The 16,322-nt window shown below is 43.9% G+C and carries 16 protein-coding genes; 1 reads left to right on the forward strand and 15 read right to left on the reverse strand.

Features of this window, described 5'->3' with window-relative positions; all coding sequences use genetic code 11:
* Nucleotides 1–11: 11 nt before the first annotated feature.
* The 11 genes from def to dapF all read right to left on the reverse strand — a co-directional run bounded on the left by def (nt 12) and on the right by dapF (nt 10,654).
* Nucleotides 12–467 carry a peptide deformylase gene (gene def / locus BUA78_RS00850; RefSeq protein ID WP_072910386.1) on the reverse strand — a complete coding sequence of 152 codons (456 nt, stop codon included), beginning with the start codon at nt 465–467 and terminating at the stop codon, nt 12–14.
* 97 nt (nt 468–564) lie between these two features.
* Entirely contained in the window at nt 565–2,757 is a 2,193-nt protein-coding gene (gene priA / locus BUA78_RS00855) for a primosomal protein N' (RefSeq protein WP_072910387.1), read from the reverse strand.
* Nucleotides 2,758–2,759: 2 nt separating this feature from the next.
* Entirely contained in the window at nt 2,760–3,968 is a 1,209-nt protein-coding gene (coaBC, locus tag BUA78_RS00860; RefSeq protein WP_072910479.1) for a bifunctional phosphopantothenoylcysteine decarboxylase/phosphopantothenate--cysteine ligase CoaBC, read from the reverse strand.
* Between the two features lie 16 nt (nt 3,969–3,984).
* On the reverse strand, nt 3,985–4,194 hold the full coding sequence (gene rpoZ / locus BUA78_RS00865) for a DNA-directed RNA polymerase subunit omega (protein ID WP_072910388.1): 210 nt from the start codon (nt 4,192–4,194) through the stop codon (nt 3,985–3,987).
* Nucleotides 4,195–4,208: 14 nt separating this feature from the next.
* A complete protein-coding gene (gmk, locus tag BUA78_RS00870; protein WP_072910389.1) occupies nt 4,209–4,811 on the reverse strand; it encodes a guanylate kinase in 603 nt (200 codons plus the stop codon).
* 11 nt (nt 4,812–4,822) lie between these two features.
* Nucleotides 4,823–5,095, reverse strand: coding sequence for an extracellular matrix/biofilm regulator RemA (gene remA, locus BUA78_RS00875; protein ID WP_072910390.1), 273 nt, complete (start codon nt 5,093–5,095; stop codon nt 4,823–4,825).
* A gap of 20 nt (nt 5,096–5,115) precedes the next feature.
* Entirely contained in the window at nt 5,116–5,997 is an 882-nt protein-coding gene (locus tag BUA78_RS00880) for a YicC/YloC family endoribonuclease (RefSeq protein WP_072910391.1), read from the reverse strand.
* A gap of 234 nt (nt 5,998–6,231) precedes the next feature.
* Complete coding sequence (locus BUA78_RS00885) at nt 6,232–6,930, reverse strand: TraR/DksA C4-type zinc finger protein (RefSeq protein WP_072910392.1); 699 nt, start codon at nt 6,928–6,930, stop codon at nt 6,232–6,234.
* A 343-nt stretch (nt 6,931–7,273) separates the two neighbouring features.
* Nucleotides 7,274–8,467, reverse strand: a complete 1,194-nt coding sequence (locus BUA78_RS00890; RefSeq protein ID WP_072910393.1) for a pyridoxal phosphate-dependent aminotransferase — start codon at nt 8,465–8,467, stop codon at nt 7,274–7,276.
* A 97-nt stretch (nt 8,468–8,564) separates the two neighbouring features.
* On the reverse strand, nt 8,565–9,743 hold the full coding sequence (locus tag BUA78_RS00895) for an LL-diaminopimelate aminotransferase (RefSeq protein ID WP_072910394.1): 1,179 nt from the start codon (nt 9,741–9,743) through the stop codon (nt 8,565–8,567).
* 65 nt (nt 9,744–9,808) lie between these two features.
* Nucleotides 9,809–10,654: a diaminopimelate epimerase gene (gene dapF / locus BUA78_RS00900; protein WP_072910395.1), complete on the reverse strand. Its 846-nt coding sequence runs from the start codon at nt 10,652–10,654 to the stop codon at nt 9,809–9,811.
* Nucleotides 10,655–10,933: 279 nt separating this feature from the next.
* Here dapF and BUA78_RS00905 point away from each other — a divergent pair, with 279 nt between their 5' ends.
* Complete coding sequence (locus BUA78_RS00905) at nt 10,934–12,724, forward strand: methyl-accepting chemotaxis protein (RefSeq protein ID WP_072910396.1); 1,791 nt, start codon at nt 10,934–10,936, stop codon at nt 12,722–12,724.
* A 505-nt stretch (nt 12,725–13,229) separates the two neighbouring features.
* On the opposite strand, the gene BUA78_RS00915 is transcribed toward BUA78_RS00905, so the two are convergent.
* The 4 genes from BUA78_RS00915 to BUA78_RS00930 all read right to left on the reverse strand — a co-directional run bounded on the left by BUA78_RS00915 (nt 13,230) and on the right by BUA78_RS00930 (nt 16,073).
* Entirely contained in the window at nt 13,230–13,706 is a 477-nt protein-coding gene (locus BUA78_RS00915; protein ID WP_072910397.1) for an SAM-dependent methyltransferase, read from the reverse strand.
* A 108-nt stretch (nt 13,707–13,814) separates the two neighbouring features.
* Complete coding sequence (locus tag BUA78_RS00920) at nt 13,815–14,630, reverse strand: MerR family transcriptional regulator (protein ID WP_072910398.1); 816 nt, start codon at nt 14,628–14,630, stop codon at nt 13,815–13,817.
* A gap of 214 nt (nt 14,631–14,844) precedes the next feature.
* On the reverse strand, nt 14,845–15,318 hold the full coding sequence (locus BUA78_RS00925; protein ID WP_072910399.1) for a GNAT family N-acetyltransferase: 474 nt from the start codon (nt 15,316–15,318) through the stop codon (nt 14,845–14,847).
* Nucleotides 15,319–15,689: 371 nt separating this feature from the next.
* Nucleotides 15,690–16,073: a DUF4275 family protein gene (locus BUA78_RS00930; protein WP_072910400.1), complete on the reverse strand. Its 384-nt coding sequence runs from the start codon at nt 16,071–16,073 to the stop codon at nt 15,690–15,692.
* Nucleotides 16,074–16,322: the final 249 nt, after the last annotated feature.

Genomic DNA, 16,322 nt, shown 5'->3' on the forward strand with positions numbered 1-16,322 from the left:
ACTTTTATAACCTATTCTGCTTTTCTTAAATTGGCTGCCCGGTCAACGAATACAACACCCTCTAAATGGTCAATTTCATGTTGAAAGGCTCGAGCTAACCATCCTTTAGCCTGGTAAGTCACAGCTTTCCCCTGACGATTGATACCTTTTACGACTAGTTTATCCGCTCTGGCCACTTCACCGATCATTCCGGGTACCGACAGACATCCCTCAGTATCTACAACATTGCCGGATGCCTCTACAATCTCAGGATTGATTAGTTCAACCAACCCCTCACCTACATCAATTACGATTACCCGCTTCGATACTCCAATCTGCGGTGCCGCTAAACCCACACCGTTGGCCTCGTACATAGTATCAGCCATGTTATCTAACAATTTGATAATATTGGGGGTAATTTCCTTGACGGGTTTTGCCTTTTCCCGTAACACTTCATCACCGATTTCGACGATTTTATAGACGGCCATCTTGAGTAACCCTCCCGTTTTTTTCCACTTTCAGAAAGTATAAGAAAAATTTCATCTCATGCAGAGTTTTAGCTGTATACTGATGGCCAAAACTCGTTTACATACTCACCGGGTCAACATCTATACTCACAGCCACCTGCTTAAATCTCAGGCCGGCCTGTTCCAACACTTGAGCTGCAACACTTCGAATCTCTTTACTGATACTACCTTTAATAATTAATTGCCAGCGGTAACGGTCTTTAATTTTAGGAATACCGGCCGGAGCTGGTCCTAGGATTTCTATCTTTTGAAAACCAGACGACTGCTTGGTAGTGGTCAATTGACCCTGCCACCAGTGGGCAGCTGCCAGCACGTCTGCTTCATTTATGCCACTAAACAATACCCTAATGAGATGGCTAAAGGGCGGGTATTGCAATGCTTGTCGGGTGATCATTTCTTTTTGGTAAAACTTGAGGTAATCATGTCTTTGAGCCGTTCGGATGCTAAAGTGTTCTGGATCATAGGTTTGTATAATCACCTCACCGGGGGTCTGACCCCGGCCTGCCCGACCGGCCACCTGGGTCAGTAACTGAAAGGTTCTTTCAGCAGCGCGGAAGTCTGGCATATGCAGTGTAACATCCGCACTGATCACTCCAACCAGAGTAACCTGAGGTATATCCAGACCTTTGGCAATCATTTGGGTCCCGATAAGCACCTGGGCGTCTCCATGGATAAAGGCTTCCAATAATTTCTTATGAGAGCCTTTACGAGTGGTGGTGTCTGCATCCATCCGTAACACTTTACAGGTAGGAAACAGTCGATTCATTTCCTCTTCTACCCGCTGGGTCCCCACACCAAAACTGCGGATGATGCGACTGGAACAATGCGGGCAGATCACCGGAGACCGGGTCTGGTAACTACAGTAGTGGCACTTCAACCAACCATCACTGTGCAAGGTCAGGGAAATATCACAATGAGGACATTTCATCACCTGACCGCATTGACGACATACCACAATGCTGGCCAACCCTCGTCGGTTAAGAAAAAGAATACACTTTTCCAGACGTTCTAACCGCCTGGTTAGCGCTCGCTGCAAGGTAAGGCTAAAAATACTGCGATTGCCTAGCCCTAACTCCTGGCGTAAATCGACAATTTGTATCTTGGGCAGTTCCCTGTCTTCTATCCGCTTAGTAAGGGTTAATAACGTATAAGGCCCTCCTGGTCTGGCCCGGCAAAAACTCTCCATGGCCGGAGTAGCACTCCCTAAGATCACTGCCGCGCCTGACTGGGCAGCTCTCTGTAAAGCCACCTCCCGGGCATGATACTTGGGTGTTTCATCCTGCTTATAGGAAGTCTCATGTTCTTCATCAATGATAACCAGCCCTAAATTGGGTACTGGGGCAAAAATAGCAGAACGGGCACCTAATACCACCGATGCTTCGCCAGATTTAATACGGTCTTTTTCGGCATATCTTTCCCCTTGCGAAAGGGCACTATGTAGCAAAGCAATTTTGCTGCCAAAGCGTGAGCGGAATCTTTCTACCATTTGGGGGGTTAATGAGATCTCCGGTACTAATACGATGGCCTGTCGCTGTTGCCGAAGAACCTCTTCAATCGTTCTCAGATACACCTCTGTTTTACCACTGCCAGTAACGCCATACAGCAGCCACGCCGAAGGTTGAGCAGATTGCAAAACTCTTCTTAGCTGCTGAACAGCATCTTCTTGTTCTTTGGTAAGGTTTGGCTTTTTAGCTTGAATTGGGGTAGCTTCGCTATCCTGGCTCTGGCATATTTCTTTCAGATAGCCCTTAGCCAACAGGGTATTAACCACCGACAAGGATACCCCTGCCAACTTTGCCAGTTCAGATTTACTAAGTCCCGGTTTCGCCAAGGCTACTTCGAGGGTTTCTTTTTGTTTGGGGGCTCTAACCAAACCCGTCAGTACATTCTGATCGACGGCGGCTACTAAAACCGACTCCTGGTATTTTTTTTTGCTGCCAGGGGGTCCTGCGATACACTGTAACGCATCGCCGATGCTGCATAAATACCTTTGGACCAGCCACTCCGCCGTTATCAACAGTTCTTCATTTAAGAAGGGTTCTTTTTCAATAACCCTTTTAATATCTTTGATTTTAGCGGTTGGCGGCGGCGGGCTAAAGCCAATCACAAAGCCTTGCACAACTCTGTTGGCAAAGGGTACTTCCACCCGCGAAAACCTGCTCAGTTCCTGCTGCAAAACTTCCGGTACCCGATAGTGAAAGGTTTGGTTTAAACGAACCGGAACTGTTACAGCAACCTCGGCATACAACATGTTCAATTTCCCCTTAACGGGTTAAACATTTTTACTACAATATTCAAAATTTCCCAAGCTACCTGTTGTTTATCTAACCGGGGTAGTGATGTAAGCTCTCCATTTTGGTCAAAAATACGTACGATGTTGGTATCATAATCAAATCCTGCCCCGGGTTGTGTAACATCGTTGGCCACCAATAAATCTACATTTTTACGCTTCAACTTACCGATGGCATTTTGTACCAAATCATTGGTCTCGGCTGCAAAGCCCACCAACAGTTGATGGGCCCCTTTCTGTCTGCCCAGTTCGGCCAAGATATCACGATTTTGTGTAAATTCAATGTTCATTTCCTGGCCCTGCTTCTTAATCTTTTGTTCTTTCGCATCCAAGGGGCGGTAGTCGGCCACCGCAGCAGCTTTGATGATGATTTGCGTTTTTTCAGCCCGCTTTATTACCTCTTGAAACATTTGCTCAGCCGTTTGGACTTGAATGATCTCTACACCGGGAGGTGACACTAAAGCTGTGGGTCCGCTAATCAAGGTAACCCTAGCCCCCCGTAGTGCCGCCGCTTTTGCCAGGGCATAACCCATTTTGCCAGAACTGCGATTCGACAAGTAGCGAACGGGATCTAAAGGTTCCCTGGTGGGACCTGCTGTAACAAGAACGTCTAACCCCGCCAGATCCTGGGGGGTTACTAATTTTTGCATCGTATAGATAATGCTATCGAGATCTGCCAGTCGGCCTTTGCCGCTGGTACCACAGGCTAACCGCCCCTCACCCGGCTCCACAAAGGGATAGCCTAATTCCTTTAATCTTTTCATGTTACTTTGCACCACCGGGTTATGGTACATCACCACATTCATGGCCGGACAAAAAAGAACCGGACAACGGGCAGCTAGGATGAGTGTGGAAACCATGTCATCCGCAATACCGTTGGCAGCCTTTCCTATTATATTAGCCGTGGCTGGAACAATCACTAGCAGATCGGCCTTTTGTGCCAAATCAATATGGAGCACTGCACCTTCGGGAGATTTTTCGAACAAATTGGTTTCCACCCGGTTGGCAGTCAGCACTTCAAAGGTTAAAGGGGTAATAAATTCCAGGGCCGAGGAGGTCATTGCCACATGTACTTCGGCCCCTAACTTCACAAGGGTACTAACCAATTCTGCAGCCTTGAAGGCAGCAATACCGCCGGTAACGCCGACGGTAATCCTCTTTCCTGCCAGTATCAAAAAAGCACCTCCGTTATTTTGAACCCGAACGGGTGCGACGATAGGTTACAGAGCCATTGGCTATTTCCTTCAAAGCAAAGGTTACCGGTTTGACTTTGATAGGCTGGTTTGTCTTCAATTCTTCTTCGGTTAGTACACGGGCCCTTTTGGCAGCGGCTACCACGAGTGAATACCGACTATCTACCTTGGTCATTAATTCGTCCAGAGAAGGCCTATTCATCATAGCTATACTCACTCCTAACTCTCTAAAAATTTTTTAATATCAAAACGGGAAGGTCGACATTTTTCAGCCATAATAATTGCTTCCACCTGACTCACTGCATTTCCCAGCTTATCGTTAACCACCAAATAATCGTATCTGGTTGTATTGGTCATTTCTTGACAAACACAATTGAGACGATTGTTAATACTCTCCTCTGAGTCAGTCCCGCGATCGGAAAGTCTTTGCTTAAGAAGAGATAAGGTAGGTGGCACGACAAAAATCAATACCCCTTTGGGGTATTTTTTCTTAATTTGCAAGGCGCCTTGAATATCAATCTCCAATACTACATCTTTGCCTGTATTTAGTTTTTCTTCTACATAACCTATCGGGGTACCATAGTAATTATCATAAACCTTAGCATATTCTAGTAGTTGATTATTGGTGATCATTTCTTCAAAGTCTCTTTTGGATACAAAGTAATAATTAACACCATGCTGTTCCCCGAACCTTGGTTGCCTGGTAGTACAGGAAATTGACAAGCAAATGTCTTTAGTTTTTTGTATAAGTTCCCGGCAAATGGTCCCTTTGCCGGCTCCAGAAGGACCTGATATGACGATAAGTAAACCTCGTTTAAGCATGCCACTCCACCCTAGTCTGTGGGTTCGTCCGCTTGTGCAGCTTCTTTGCTTACCAGACGGTTGGCAACTGTTTCCGGCTGTACTGCAGATAAAATTACATGATCGCTGTCAGTAATAATAACCGCTCTGGTACGCCGTCCATAGGTGGCATCAATTAACATACCCCGATCTCTGGCTTCAGTGATAATACGTTTAATGGGAGCAGATTCGGGACTAACGATGGCAATAATCCGATTAGCCGATACAATATTGCCAAAGCCAATGTTAATAAGCTTAATTTCCATGTTCGGTTCCCCCTATACTATTATTCAATATTTTGCACTTGTTCTCTAATTTTTTCTAGTTCACTTTTAGCATTTACCACCGCATTCGTAATCATTAAGTCGTTAGCTTTAGAGCCAATGGTATTGACTTCCCGGTTCATTTCTTGTACCAAGAAATCTAATTTGCGGCCCACCGCCCCACCTTCTGTAAGGATCTGCGCTAACTGTTCTAAATGGCTATGTAAGCGAACCAATTCTTCCGAAATATCTGCTCGATCGGTAAAGATGGCTACTTCCGCAGCTAAACGGTTTTCCTCTATGGTGCCGTTTTCCAGCCATTCAGCTAACCGTTGCATCAATTTTTCCCGATGCTCTTGTACCACCAACGGCGCACGTTCGGAGACTTGTCCCAAGATTAATTGCCGAATAATCTTGGCCCTTTCCAGAATATCGGTTTTAAGGCGTTGCCCTTCGTTTTCCCGCATAGACATAAGTCCTTCTAAGGCCTGATCGGTGGCTTTTTGAATCGCTTGGTACCAAGCTTCCACATCATCCTCAGTTTGTTCAAGGGAAATCACGTTAGGCAGAGATATTAGGTCTCTAATGGAGATTTTATCAGATATAGCCAAATCTGCCATTAGTTCCTCCATTGCCTTATGATAAGTCAGGGCTAATGCTTTGTCAACTTTTACTGCCGGGGTAACTTCTCCTGTTTCCTCAATGGTAATAAACCCATCAATACGCCCACGGGTAACCTTATTTTGGATTTGTCTTCTTATTTTATCTTCAAGCTGGGCTAATGACCTGGGTTGTCGCAAAATCACTTCACAATAGCGATTGTTCACTGATTTTAACTCTACAGTAAACCTGCGACCTTCAGCCTCTGCTTCCCCTCGGCCATAACCGGTCATGCTTTTTATCAAATTTTCACCACCTAGTTTTTTTAAATATAGTTTCTACCTAAAACTAGAATATCCTTTAAATTTGGCCAAAAAACTAGAGATTTAAAGAAAAAGAGCCATTCCGTAGCATAACCTTGTATCCTTCCTAGTTATGCCCGAACTGGCAAAATATTAGAACTATTTGATTAACACTTCGTGAATTTTTACGCATCTAAAACCGATAGACTTAAAAACCAATAACCTAGGGCTTATGGTCTAACGTTCATTTACTTCGTAGGGGGAGCTTTCATCATCTACTCCCCGAAAAGATTCATAGATGACTCCGTCTTCTCCGATCTCATAGGGAATACTATCGGGGTTTTGAGAGGGATATAAATGTTCTTCAATCATTTCTTCATCCCCATAGTAAGATCCCGCCTGAGAACGGTCAGTGTCTTCATTCCAACGGGCCACGATTTCCCAGGCATCCTCACCATCGAAGCCGTTATAGTCTTCACCGTCCTTCCAGGAACGGGCAAAGGGATTTGCCAACACATCTTCTTCGACCGGTCTCTCATGGTCTTTGGGTAAGTGCTCATCCCTTGCTTTGCAATCCACACACTGGGTGGTGTACGGTACTGCGTCCAGCCTCTCTGCAGATATTTCTTTACCACAAACTTCGCAAAGGCCATATTGCCCAGCTGCCAGCTTGCTCAAGGCATCATCTATGGCTCGGACAGTTAACATGGCATCTCCCTTAAGGGCCAGATCTTTACTTCGCTCAAACATCTCTGTACCCAGGTCTGCAGGATGATTGTCATAACTGGAAAGTTCCTCGATGGATTCACCCATGGAAAATCCCAGCCCACCCTTCCCAGTTTCATCTTTATTAATGGTCTGGATGCGATTTAGTATATTTCCCCTCATCTTTAGCAGGCGTTGTTGATAATCCTGGGTCTGTTGCTGTGTAATCAAGTTAAATCCTCCTTTAAAGCATCCTTAATAACTGTAGGGTTAGTATGGGTATGATGTTATCCACCGCTCGACTCCATATTCCACGTCGACAGCACTACGGCTCATTCCAGGCAAAATGAGGGTCGCCTCAACTCAACGTCCTGTTTCGGTTCGGCTGGCGCGCACATCCTGTACGCGCCACCCCCATTTCGCCTTACATTCGCCAAGTGCCATTACCGACGCTACACAAGTCGCTCGCTATGGATAACATCATACCCTGCTGCATTATCATTTTTTACCCTAAAAAAAGACCCGGGCAAAGTTAAATATAACTTGCCCAGGTCATTTTTAAATTACTCAATTTCTATTTGAGCTCCCCAAGGAATTTCTCGATCCGGTCAATTCCCTCTTTAATATTCTCCATGGAGGTAGCATAGGAAAGACGGATAAAATCATCTCCGCCAAAGGCAATCCCCGGCACCACAGCTACCTCGGCAATTTCTAGCAAAAGATTCGCTAAGTCGGTGGCATTATTCACAGACTTTCCTTGATAGGTCTTGCCAAAATAGGTGGCCACATTGGGATACAGATAGAAGGCTCCACCCGGTTTGGGGCAGGTAATGCCGGCAATGGCATTGAGCCGTCCCAACATGTAGTTCCGACGTTTTTCAAATTCCACAACCATAGCCTGCACCGGCTCCTGCGGTCCATTTAAGGCAGCTACACTGGCAGTCTGAGCCATGGAGGTGGGATTGGAAGTGGAGTGGGATTGTAGGTCCGCTATGGCCTTTGCCACCGGTGCCGGGGCTGCAGCATAGCCAATCCGCCAACCGGTCATGGCGTAGGCTTTGGATACACCATTGATCACCACGGTATTTTCCTTTAATTCTGGACTGATGGAAGCAATACTAACATGCTCCAAGCCGTCGTAAAGAAGTTTTTCGTAAATTTCATCGGAAATGATCGTGATGTTGTGCTGTAATAACACCTCTCCCAGGGCAGTAAGTTCTTCTTTGGTGTAAACTCCCCCGGTAGGATTGCTGGGGCTATTCAGCAGGAAGACCCGGGATTTAGGGGTAATCACTGCCTTTAATTGATCAACAGTTAGTTTAAAGCCGTTTTCTTGGTGAGTCTGTACCACCACTGCTTCGGCACCAGCTAATTTAATTTGCTCCAGGTAACTAACCCAATAGGGTGCCGGTAAAATTACTTCATCCCCAGGCTGACAAAGAACCTGAAAAGCGTTATAAAGGGAATGCTTGGCCCCTACGGAAACTACAATTTGATTGGTCTGATATTCCAGGCCGTTTTCCCGGCGGAATTTTTCTACGATGGCCTGCTTTAGCTTTAAAGTGCCTCCGGCAGGAGTGTACCGGGTATCTCCCTCTTGAATGGCAGTGATAGCAGCATCTTTGATATGCTGCGGTGTATCAAAGTCCGGTTCGCCTACTCCAAAGCTAATCACCTTAACGCCAGAGGCTTTCATTTGCTTGGCCTTGGCATCAATGGAAAGGGTCGGTGAAGGACTGATGCTGGTAGCCCGTTCTGCTAATCTCATGGTATTCTCTCCCGTTTTACAATTTATTTAAGGACCTGCCATTAACCTTTGGCTTTTTAGTTGTTAGCCAATGACTAAGGGCTAAAAACCAGGGCCATTAAAACTCAACTTTACCAATCGTCTTTTTCATACGTTCTAAAGCTTCCACTAGCCGCTCCTTAGGCATGGTAATAGAAATTCGGAAATATCCTTCCCCCTGATCACCATAGCCATTGCCAGGAGTAATTACCACACCTGCTTTTTCAATGACATACTCTGCAAAGGAAGCAGAGGTAAAACCCTTAGGAACTGGGGCCCAAATATAGAAGGTAGCCTTGGGTTTAGCCAAATGCCAACCCATGGCATTGAGGCCATCCACCACAATATCCCGACGCTCGCGGTAAATCTCGTTGTTTGCTGCAACCGTAGCCTGGGAACCGGTTAGGCCAACGCTAGCTGCATACTGAACAGCCTGGAACTGACCGGAATCAATATTGGTCTTGAAACGCCCCAAAGCTTCAACTACCGCCGCGTTACCGGCAGCCCAACCGATACGCCAACCGGTCATGTTATAGGCTTTGGAAACGGAATTAAATTCTATTCCCACTTCCTTTGCACCGGGGATCTGTAAAAAAGACAGCGGTTGGTAACCCTCATAGGCCACTTCGGAATAAGCGTTGTCATGGCAAACTAGGATTTCATATTTTTTGGCAAACTCTACGACAGCTTGATAAAAGTTTTCATCGGCAACGGCACCGGTGGGATTGTTGGGATAATTGATAAACATCATTTTTGCCCGTTGGGCAATGTCCTCTGGAATTGCTGCCAGGTCCGGCAGAAAACCATTTTCTAAGGTCAAAGGCATGTAATAGGGCTCTGCCCCGGCTAAAATTGCTCCACCGCTGTATACCGGGTAACCAGGGTCTGGCACCAGTACGATATCACCAGGGTTTAGATAACACCAAGAAATGTGGGCAATCCCTTCCTTAGATCCGATAAGGGAAACCACTTCTGTCTTGGGATCTAAGACAACTCCAAAGCGCTTGGCATAAAAATCAACCACCGCTTGACAGTAGGACAACAGTCCTACAGAAGAAGGATACTGATGGTTCTCTGGCACAGCCACCTGTTTCTGAGCTTCCTTAATGATGTGTTCAGGGGTTGGCATATCAGGGTCACCAATGCCCAAACTAATTACATCCACTCCCTCTTCTTTCTTCTGCGCAATCACCTTTTCGATACGGGCAAAGAGGTATGGTGGCAGGTTTTTTATCCGGTTAGCTTCTTCAAAGCGCAAACTAAAACCCCCTTTTTTAAGCTCGTGCAAAGTATAACAACTTAAACACAGGTTTTTCAACTACATTAGGATTTGTATACTGTATATTCACCATGGAATACTTCCCTTGCCGGACCCGTCATATATACCTTTCCGTTGTCGGCCCATTCAATCTGTAGAGGACCTCCCGGCAAGTGAACTGTCACTTTCTTCTCTGTTAAACCATTCAGTACCCCGGCTACCGCCACAGCGCAAGCTCCGGTACCGCAGGCCAGGGTGGGGCCAGCCCCTCTTTCCCAGACCACCATCCGGACTTCCTGCGGGTTTAAGACTTGGACAAACTCTACATTTGTTTTCTTTGGAAAGGCAGGATGGTATTCAATGCGTGGGCCAATCATGTGCAGGGGTATTGAGGCAATATCCTCGACAAATATGACGCAATGGGGATTCCCCATGGAAACTGCGGTGATATAGAATTTCTGACCATCTACCTCTAAAGTATCATTAACAACCTGTCCTGCCTCACCTACCATGGGAATCTCTGCTCGTTGCAGCCTTGGTTCTCCCATATCGACTTTAATGGCTTCTACCATACCATTCTTTAGAATCACCTGGGGCACTATAATACCTGCTAAGGTCTCTACCTTAATTTGTTCTTTTCTTACAATATTGTGTTCATATAAATATTGGGCAACACAGCGAATAGCGTTGCCGCACATTTCTGCTTCAGTACCATCGGAGTTAATGATCCTCATTCGCACGTCGGCCACACCGGAGTCCAATAGCAGTACTAGGCCATCAGCGCCTATCCCAAATTTCCGGTCGCACATTTCCTTGGCCAGCGTGGCATAATCATCCGGGAATCTTTCTCCAATTCCGGCATTAACTAAAATAAAATCGTTTCCTAAACCATGTACTTTGGTAAATAGCAACTGGGCCACCTCACTTGAAGTTTTGTCTTTCCTAATATTCAGCTTTTATCATAGTGTAGTATGTCCTTTCATTGGATGAATTTCTACCTAGGATAAAGAATTCCTTCACAACTCCGTTTTGTACACTGTATTCCTTTTATCTACAGTTTATCTACAGTATACTTTCTATTTTGACAATTTAATGACAAATCATATAGACGAATACCGGTAAAATTTGTTAAAATATTCCCAAGTAAATTCTACCTATTTAAAAAAATTTTTCCATTAAGGAGGCTAATCGTGAACAACTGCTGGGAATACCTTAAATGTCCAGAAGAAAGGCAGCAAAATTGCCCCGCCTACACACTCCAACAGGGTAAAGATTGCTGGAAAGTTCCGGGTACCCTATGCCGTGGTGAAAAACAAGGTACCGTTGCTCAAAAAATACCCTTTTGTCGGGATTGCCAATTCTTTACGAAAACCGTCTCTATCAATAAATTTCCTATTAAAAGAAAGCTACTGGCAGGTTTTGGGGTTATTTTAAGTTTATTGTTGATTGTTGGCCTCTTTTCTTATTATGAAATAAATCAAATTAGCAATCGTTATGATCAATTATTTGGCGAGCAGCTAGTAATTATTAATCAAACAAATGATTCCTTAATCCTGATCGAAAAATCAGCACTTAATCTGCGTAACTACTTAATAACCGGCGATAAATCCTACTTGGACAAGCATGTCAGCGAAATTGCCGAAACCAACAGGGCTATGTCTAAGCTTAGAGCTTCTTTAAAAAACGATCAGGCACTAAAAATCTATAATGACTATAATAAAGAGTACGCCAAATACATTCTATATGCGAGCAATTTAACTAACCTTCGCCAGCTTTCTAGCGACAACGCCACTCCCGATCAACAAGAGCTGAATATGCTAAGGAAAATCCAAGAACAAACTTTAGCCGATAAAGGAACCGTTAACGGTACTATCGATGCTGGACGTAAACTTATTACTTTCGTTGATCAACTAGTAGATGCAGAGCATGCTGCAGCCCAGAAAAATGTTAACCAGCTTGTTACTATGATTTTTATTATTATTATAATTGCCCTGGCGGCGGGATTGGCCGTGGCTCTCTATGTTTCTAACCTAATTGCCAACCCCATTCGCAAATTGGAGCAAGCAGCGGCCAAAATAGCCGCGGGCGATTTGGCTTCTGAAGAGCTCAAGGTAAGCAATCAGGACGAAGTGGGTACATTGGCCCTCGCCTTTAATCAGATGAGCATCTCCCTCAAGGATTTGGTCCTGCATATTAATGAAAAAGCCCAAACGGTATCTGCTGCCAGTGAAGAACTTACCGCCACCGCCCAGCAATCTTCAGCCTCTGCCAGTGAGTCCTCTAGCACCTTAATGGAACTGGCCGCTTCGGTGGAACGGGTCTCGGAAAATACCAGTCTAGTTTCTTCCTCTTCTCAAGCTGCCAGCCAATCGGCAGAACAGGGTCATCAAGGTTTGGCGCAGGTTGAAGGACAGATGGAAATCATTAAAGATTCCACTGAGCGGGTTTCTAAAGTTATTAACGAATTAAATCAGGCCTCTGGTCAAATCAGCCAGATTGTAGAAATGATTACCCAGATTGCTGAACAAACAAATCTGCTGGCCCTTAATGCAGCCATTGAAGCCGCCCGGGCAGGAGAACAGGGCCGTGGTTTTGCTGTGGTAGCTGAAGAGGTGCGCAAGCTGGCAGAACAAAGTGCCACTGCAGCCAACAGAATTAAAGATCTAATCTATACCATTCAGGATGAAACCGCCCGAGCTGTGACCACCATGTCTGAAGGAGTTCAAGAGGTTGACAAGGGAACCCAGGTCGTCCATGGGGTGGCCCAGTCCTTCCAACAGATTTTAGCGGCTATTCAGGAGGTAAGTACGCAGGTCCAAGATGTGGCCGCCTCCGGCCAGCAAATTTCTGCAGGTGTACAGACGGTAGCAGGTACCGCTCAAGAGCAAACGGCTATGATGGAAGAGTTATCTGCCTCCAGTGAAGCCCTCGCCGAAATGGCTGAGGAACTAAAAAACACCTCCGCCCGGTTTAAGATATAAAGTCATGAAATGAAGAAGAACCAGTGTCAGCGGAACTCCCTTGACACTGGTTCTTTTATTTGTTGAAATTCACGTGTATCGTCCAATTTTTCGGCTACTATAAAATAGTATCGTTTATTTCGGTGCTTCAATACACCTTTCTGTTATCCAACGTTTATAACATTAAGGATGCTCATTTTTTCGATTCCTTGTTGGTGAAACCACTGCGATAAAGGTGGTCAGGATTGTGGCCGAAATTATAACAAGCAAAACCACAAGAGGCGGCTGCCAAGGCTCTCCCCAATTGGATGTAATCAACATTTCAAAGAAGAAACGGTGCAGGAGAAGCCTTAAAATACCGACTGTTAGACTATCGGATATGGCGTAGGCAGCGGAGAAAAATAATCAATCATTAGCCGAAAATAAGTATCCGAAACAACTGAACACCCCACTCCCATCTGCCAGTCAGACTTCGGGTGAGGGTGTTCAATTTCCATCAAATTATATAAAATTTACCGACCTCCCCTTAAAAATTAAACTCTTTTTCCCATGCAAAGGAAGCGGCTTCTTCTGTGCTTTTCGGCCAATGGCTGCACCATGTAGGAACGCCGGACTTTTCCACTCTATCAAGGCTTGGAGTGTACGGCTTGATGTCGAGTACAGGGCTATTATCATTAGAGTCGATAAACGCAATCTGTATAATACCTTTTTCATTGTCAATGTGAATAACCTCTGACGTAGTCAAAGCAATCGGGTTTGGACGCATTGGCGATCTTGTGGCAAAAATCCCCATCACATCGGGGGCGCCTTTATATGGCTGTTCTGTTTGTAGGACAGAACGGGACTGTTCATCATCAAAATCGCTAAACCACCAAATAACGTTGATGTGGCTAAATCCCTCCAACGCTTGCAGGGCAGGAATGTATTTTTCCTCGACTTTAATAAATGTTCCGTTCTCATTGCTGTGAACCTTTCCGATAGGATGTACCATAAATTTACTCATGTTTTTTCCTCCATTTCACTGATTTCAAGTAGATCATAGACCCTCACATCATGTGAGAGTCAAGGGAATAAAAAAGCGTCCTGCAAAAATGCAAGACACTACGCCTGATTATATAAGTTCCACTGGTATTTGAAGTTCTATTAAATATTTTTCGGGGTTACTTTCATTAAACGGCCCACGATGTACAATTTGCCGATTTAGCCCGGACATTCTATACTGACTATTTTTTTGCAGCCATTCTGCAAAGGCTAAATATGCTCCTGCAATATTCGTAAAGGCTCCATATACCATTGTACAAGCCATAATCGGTACTGGTGCGGTGTTCCGGTAGACAAAATCCCCTACACTCTTTTCTAGTTTTTTTACAGGTGCACATAACTCAACATCAACATTCGTTTCTTTATATTCGACATCATGATAGATAGCAAAAACTTTGCTTGATATCTCTATTTGATGTTGCACTGCAAAAGTAGATATTTCCTGATATAATTCACCTTCGGCATAGTAGTCTGGAATTATTCTACGCAAGGAAAGAACTTGATAACTTGGAATGGTTCGGATTGAAATATTATAGTGCATTTCGCTTTTTTGGTTTACGATTTCATTTTTGGCAAACTCTATTTTCTTCAATTTTTTCTGTTCAGCTTGAATTACTTTCTCTACCTCTAAATATTTCACGTCAAGCTGTTCCACAAGGGAGTGATCATCTTTTATAGTAAGGGCTACCGCAATTTCTGAAACATTGAATCCACTATCACGAAGATAGATTATTTTGTTTAGAATGGGTATTTGCTCGACGGAATACATACGATACCCCGTCCCTGGGTCAATCTCTGCTGGCTTCAAAAGCCCTACCTCATCATAGTATCGGAGCATTCGGATTGTTATCTGTGTCAGTTTTGAAAATTCTCCTATTCGAAACATCAGCATAGCTCCCTTCCAAACCGCAATAGGTCGTCATATGAAATTGACTTATTGGGAAGCCATTTCATATAAAAATACTGCTTTGGCGGGAGATTATTTTGCATATCCCGCATTAGAATCCGGCTCTGTTATTTTTTTCGTGTGCTTTTCTCACTATAATGATCTCTTCAGATTATAAATTCCCGCAAAGCTCATCCTTGCGAGAGATTATTTTTCATAATTTATAGTTGTGTATTTTCATCTTGATTCCATTGCGTTCAAAGCTATCTTCTTGGGAAATAAATTTAAAACCAAAGCGCTTAAGGATTTTTTCGCTGGCAATGTTATCTACGACTACATCGGCAAAGAAGGTAATATCACCATATTTTTCTCTCATATACCGTAACAGCCATTTGGTTGCTGCTGTTGCGTAGCCCTGTCCCCAACTTGATTTACAAAACTGATAAAATAATCCGTATCGAGATTTTGCTTTATCAATGCAAGGGCATCCGACAATCCCAATCAAGCCATTTGCATTGCTAACAACAAATACATCAAAATCCTTTAAAACTCTGATCTTATCTTTAACTTCTTCTAATGTACATGACTCTTTTATATTGGTGAACCGGATGACGTCTACATCAGACCAAATGGACAGTAAACCATTTGCATGAGAGTCATCAAGCGGTGTATATGTCAATTCCTCCATTTAGTTACCCCTAGCAATTTACAGTATAATTCAAACTCGCTTTAGTGGAGAAAAAGCCCCTACCAAGCGAAATGCTCATAATAGATTGTCTGTCATCCATGTTTCGACGATTGCCTTATCGTGTGCATCCATAAATGGATGTTCGCTGTTTTCAACAACAGTAAGACGGCAGTTGAAGCTGTCTACAAAAGCATTGATAACCCTTCTGCTCTGGAGATTGTCCTTGGCTCCATATAAAATATGGGTAGGAGCAGTCCACTTATCAACTTAATCTCCCAAAGCACTGGCGTTTTTTCCTATCTCGACATTTGATAACATGTCGAAATATAGCAAATTGCTTATATTCTCACCGATAAATTTGAATTTGCCCTTTACTCTATTTCTTTTTCACAAAAATAAGGGCCACATTGTTCTTCGTGTGTATGAACATATGTCCACCTAAAGTTCCTGTCCACAACATACACATCGTCTGTTTCCTCCAATTTACTGGCATCGATTTTTTCTATTAAATCCAATTTATCAATTTGAGGAACCCCATTCCGTGAATATCCATTGCAAAACATGATTGCACTTTTATATTTCTGCTTATCAAACGCTGCCCTTGCCTCATCTCCAGCTAGACACGCAACCTTACCCCATGTAAAAATATGCCACAAGAAATTACAATCTCCCAACACATGATTATCCAAAACATCATTTGGAATATTTCTTGCAAACGAAGAAAGCCAGTTTTCTACTATCTCAATTTCATTCATCAATCTTCTCCTGTAAATTTTTATTTATCAACGTTTATATAAATTTCACTTATCTTTCACAGCACCTGGAGGTAAAAGACATGAAGCTCTTAACAGAATTATAGATAAAATTCCCAATGATAACAAGCAAATTGCTTTTTATCAAAACGGACTACGTAATCGAATGGCAGATGGTATGAAAAAATAGGTTTAGGATTGGCACAGTGGTTTAGAATGTAGCATCAAGAGAAATGAAGAAGAACCAGTGTC

Origin of the sequence: Desulforamulus aeronauticus DSM 10349 (assembly GCF_900142375.1) — a bacterium.
GTDB classification, from domain to species: Bacteria; Bacillota; Desulfotomaculia; order Desulfotomaculales; family Desulfotomaculaceae; genus Desulfotomaculum; species Desulfotomaculum aeronauticum.

Bases quoted from the DNA above. Each gene is read 5' to 3' on its own strand.
- BUA78_RS00890 (WP_072910393.1), bottom strand. From the start codon at position 8,467: ATGAGATTAGCAGAACGGGCTACCAGCATCAGTCCTTCACCGACCCTT.
- remA (WP_072910390.1), bottom strand. From the start codon at position 5,095: ATGGAAATTAAGCTTATTAACATTGGCTTTGGCAATATTGTATCGGCT.
- BUA78_RS00920 (WP_072910398.1), bottom strand. From the start codon at position 14,630: ATGTTTCGAATAGGAGAATTTTCAAAACTGACACAGATAACAATCCGA.
- def (WP_072910386.1), bottom strand. From the start codon at position 467: ATGGCCGTCTATAAAATCGTCGAAATCGGTGATGAAGTGTTACGGGAA.
- gmk (WP_072910389.1), bottom strand. From the start codon at position 4,811: ATGCTTAAACGAGGTTTACTTATCGTCATATCAGGTCCTTCTGGAGCC.
- priA (WP_072910387.1), bottom strand. From the start codon at position 2,757: ATGTTGTATGCCGAGGTTGCTGTAACAGTTCCGGTTCGTTTAAACCAA.
- BUA78_RS00930 (WP_072910400.1), bottom strand. From the start codon at position 16,073: ATGAATGAAATTGAGATAGTAGAAAACTGGCTTTCTTCGTTTGCAAGA.
- BUA78_RS00925 (WP_072910399.1), bottom strand. From the start codon at position 15,318: ATGGAGGAATTGACATATACACCGCTTGATGACTCTCATGCAAATGGT.
- BUA78_RS00915 (WP_072910397.1), bottom strand. From the start codon at position 13,706: ATGAGTAAATTTATGGTACATCCTATCGGAAAGGTTCACAGCAATGAG.
- rpoZ (WP_072910388.1), bottom strand. From the start codon at position 4,194: ATGATGAATAGGCCTTCTCTGGACGAATTAATGACCAAGGTAGATAGT.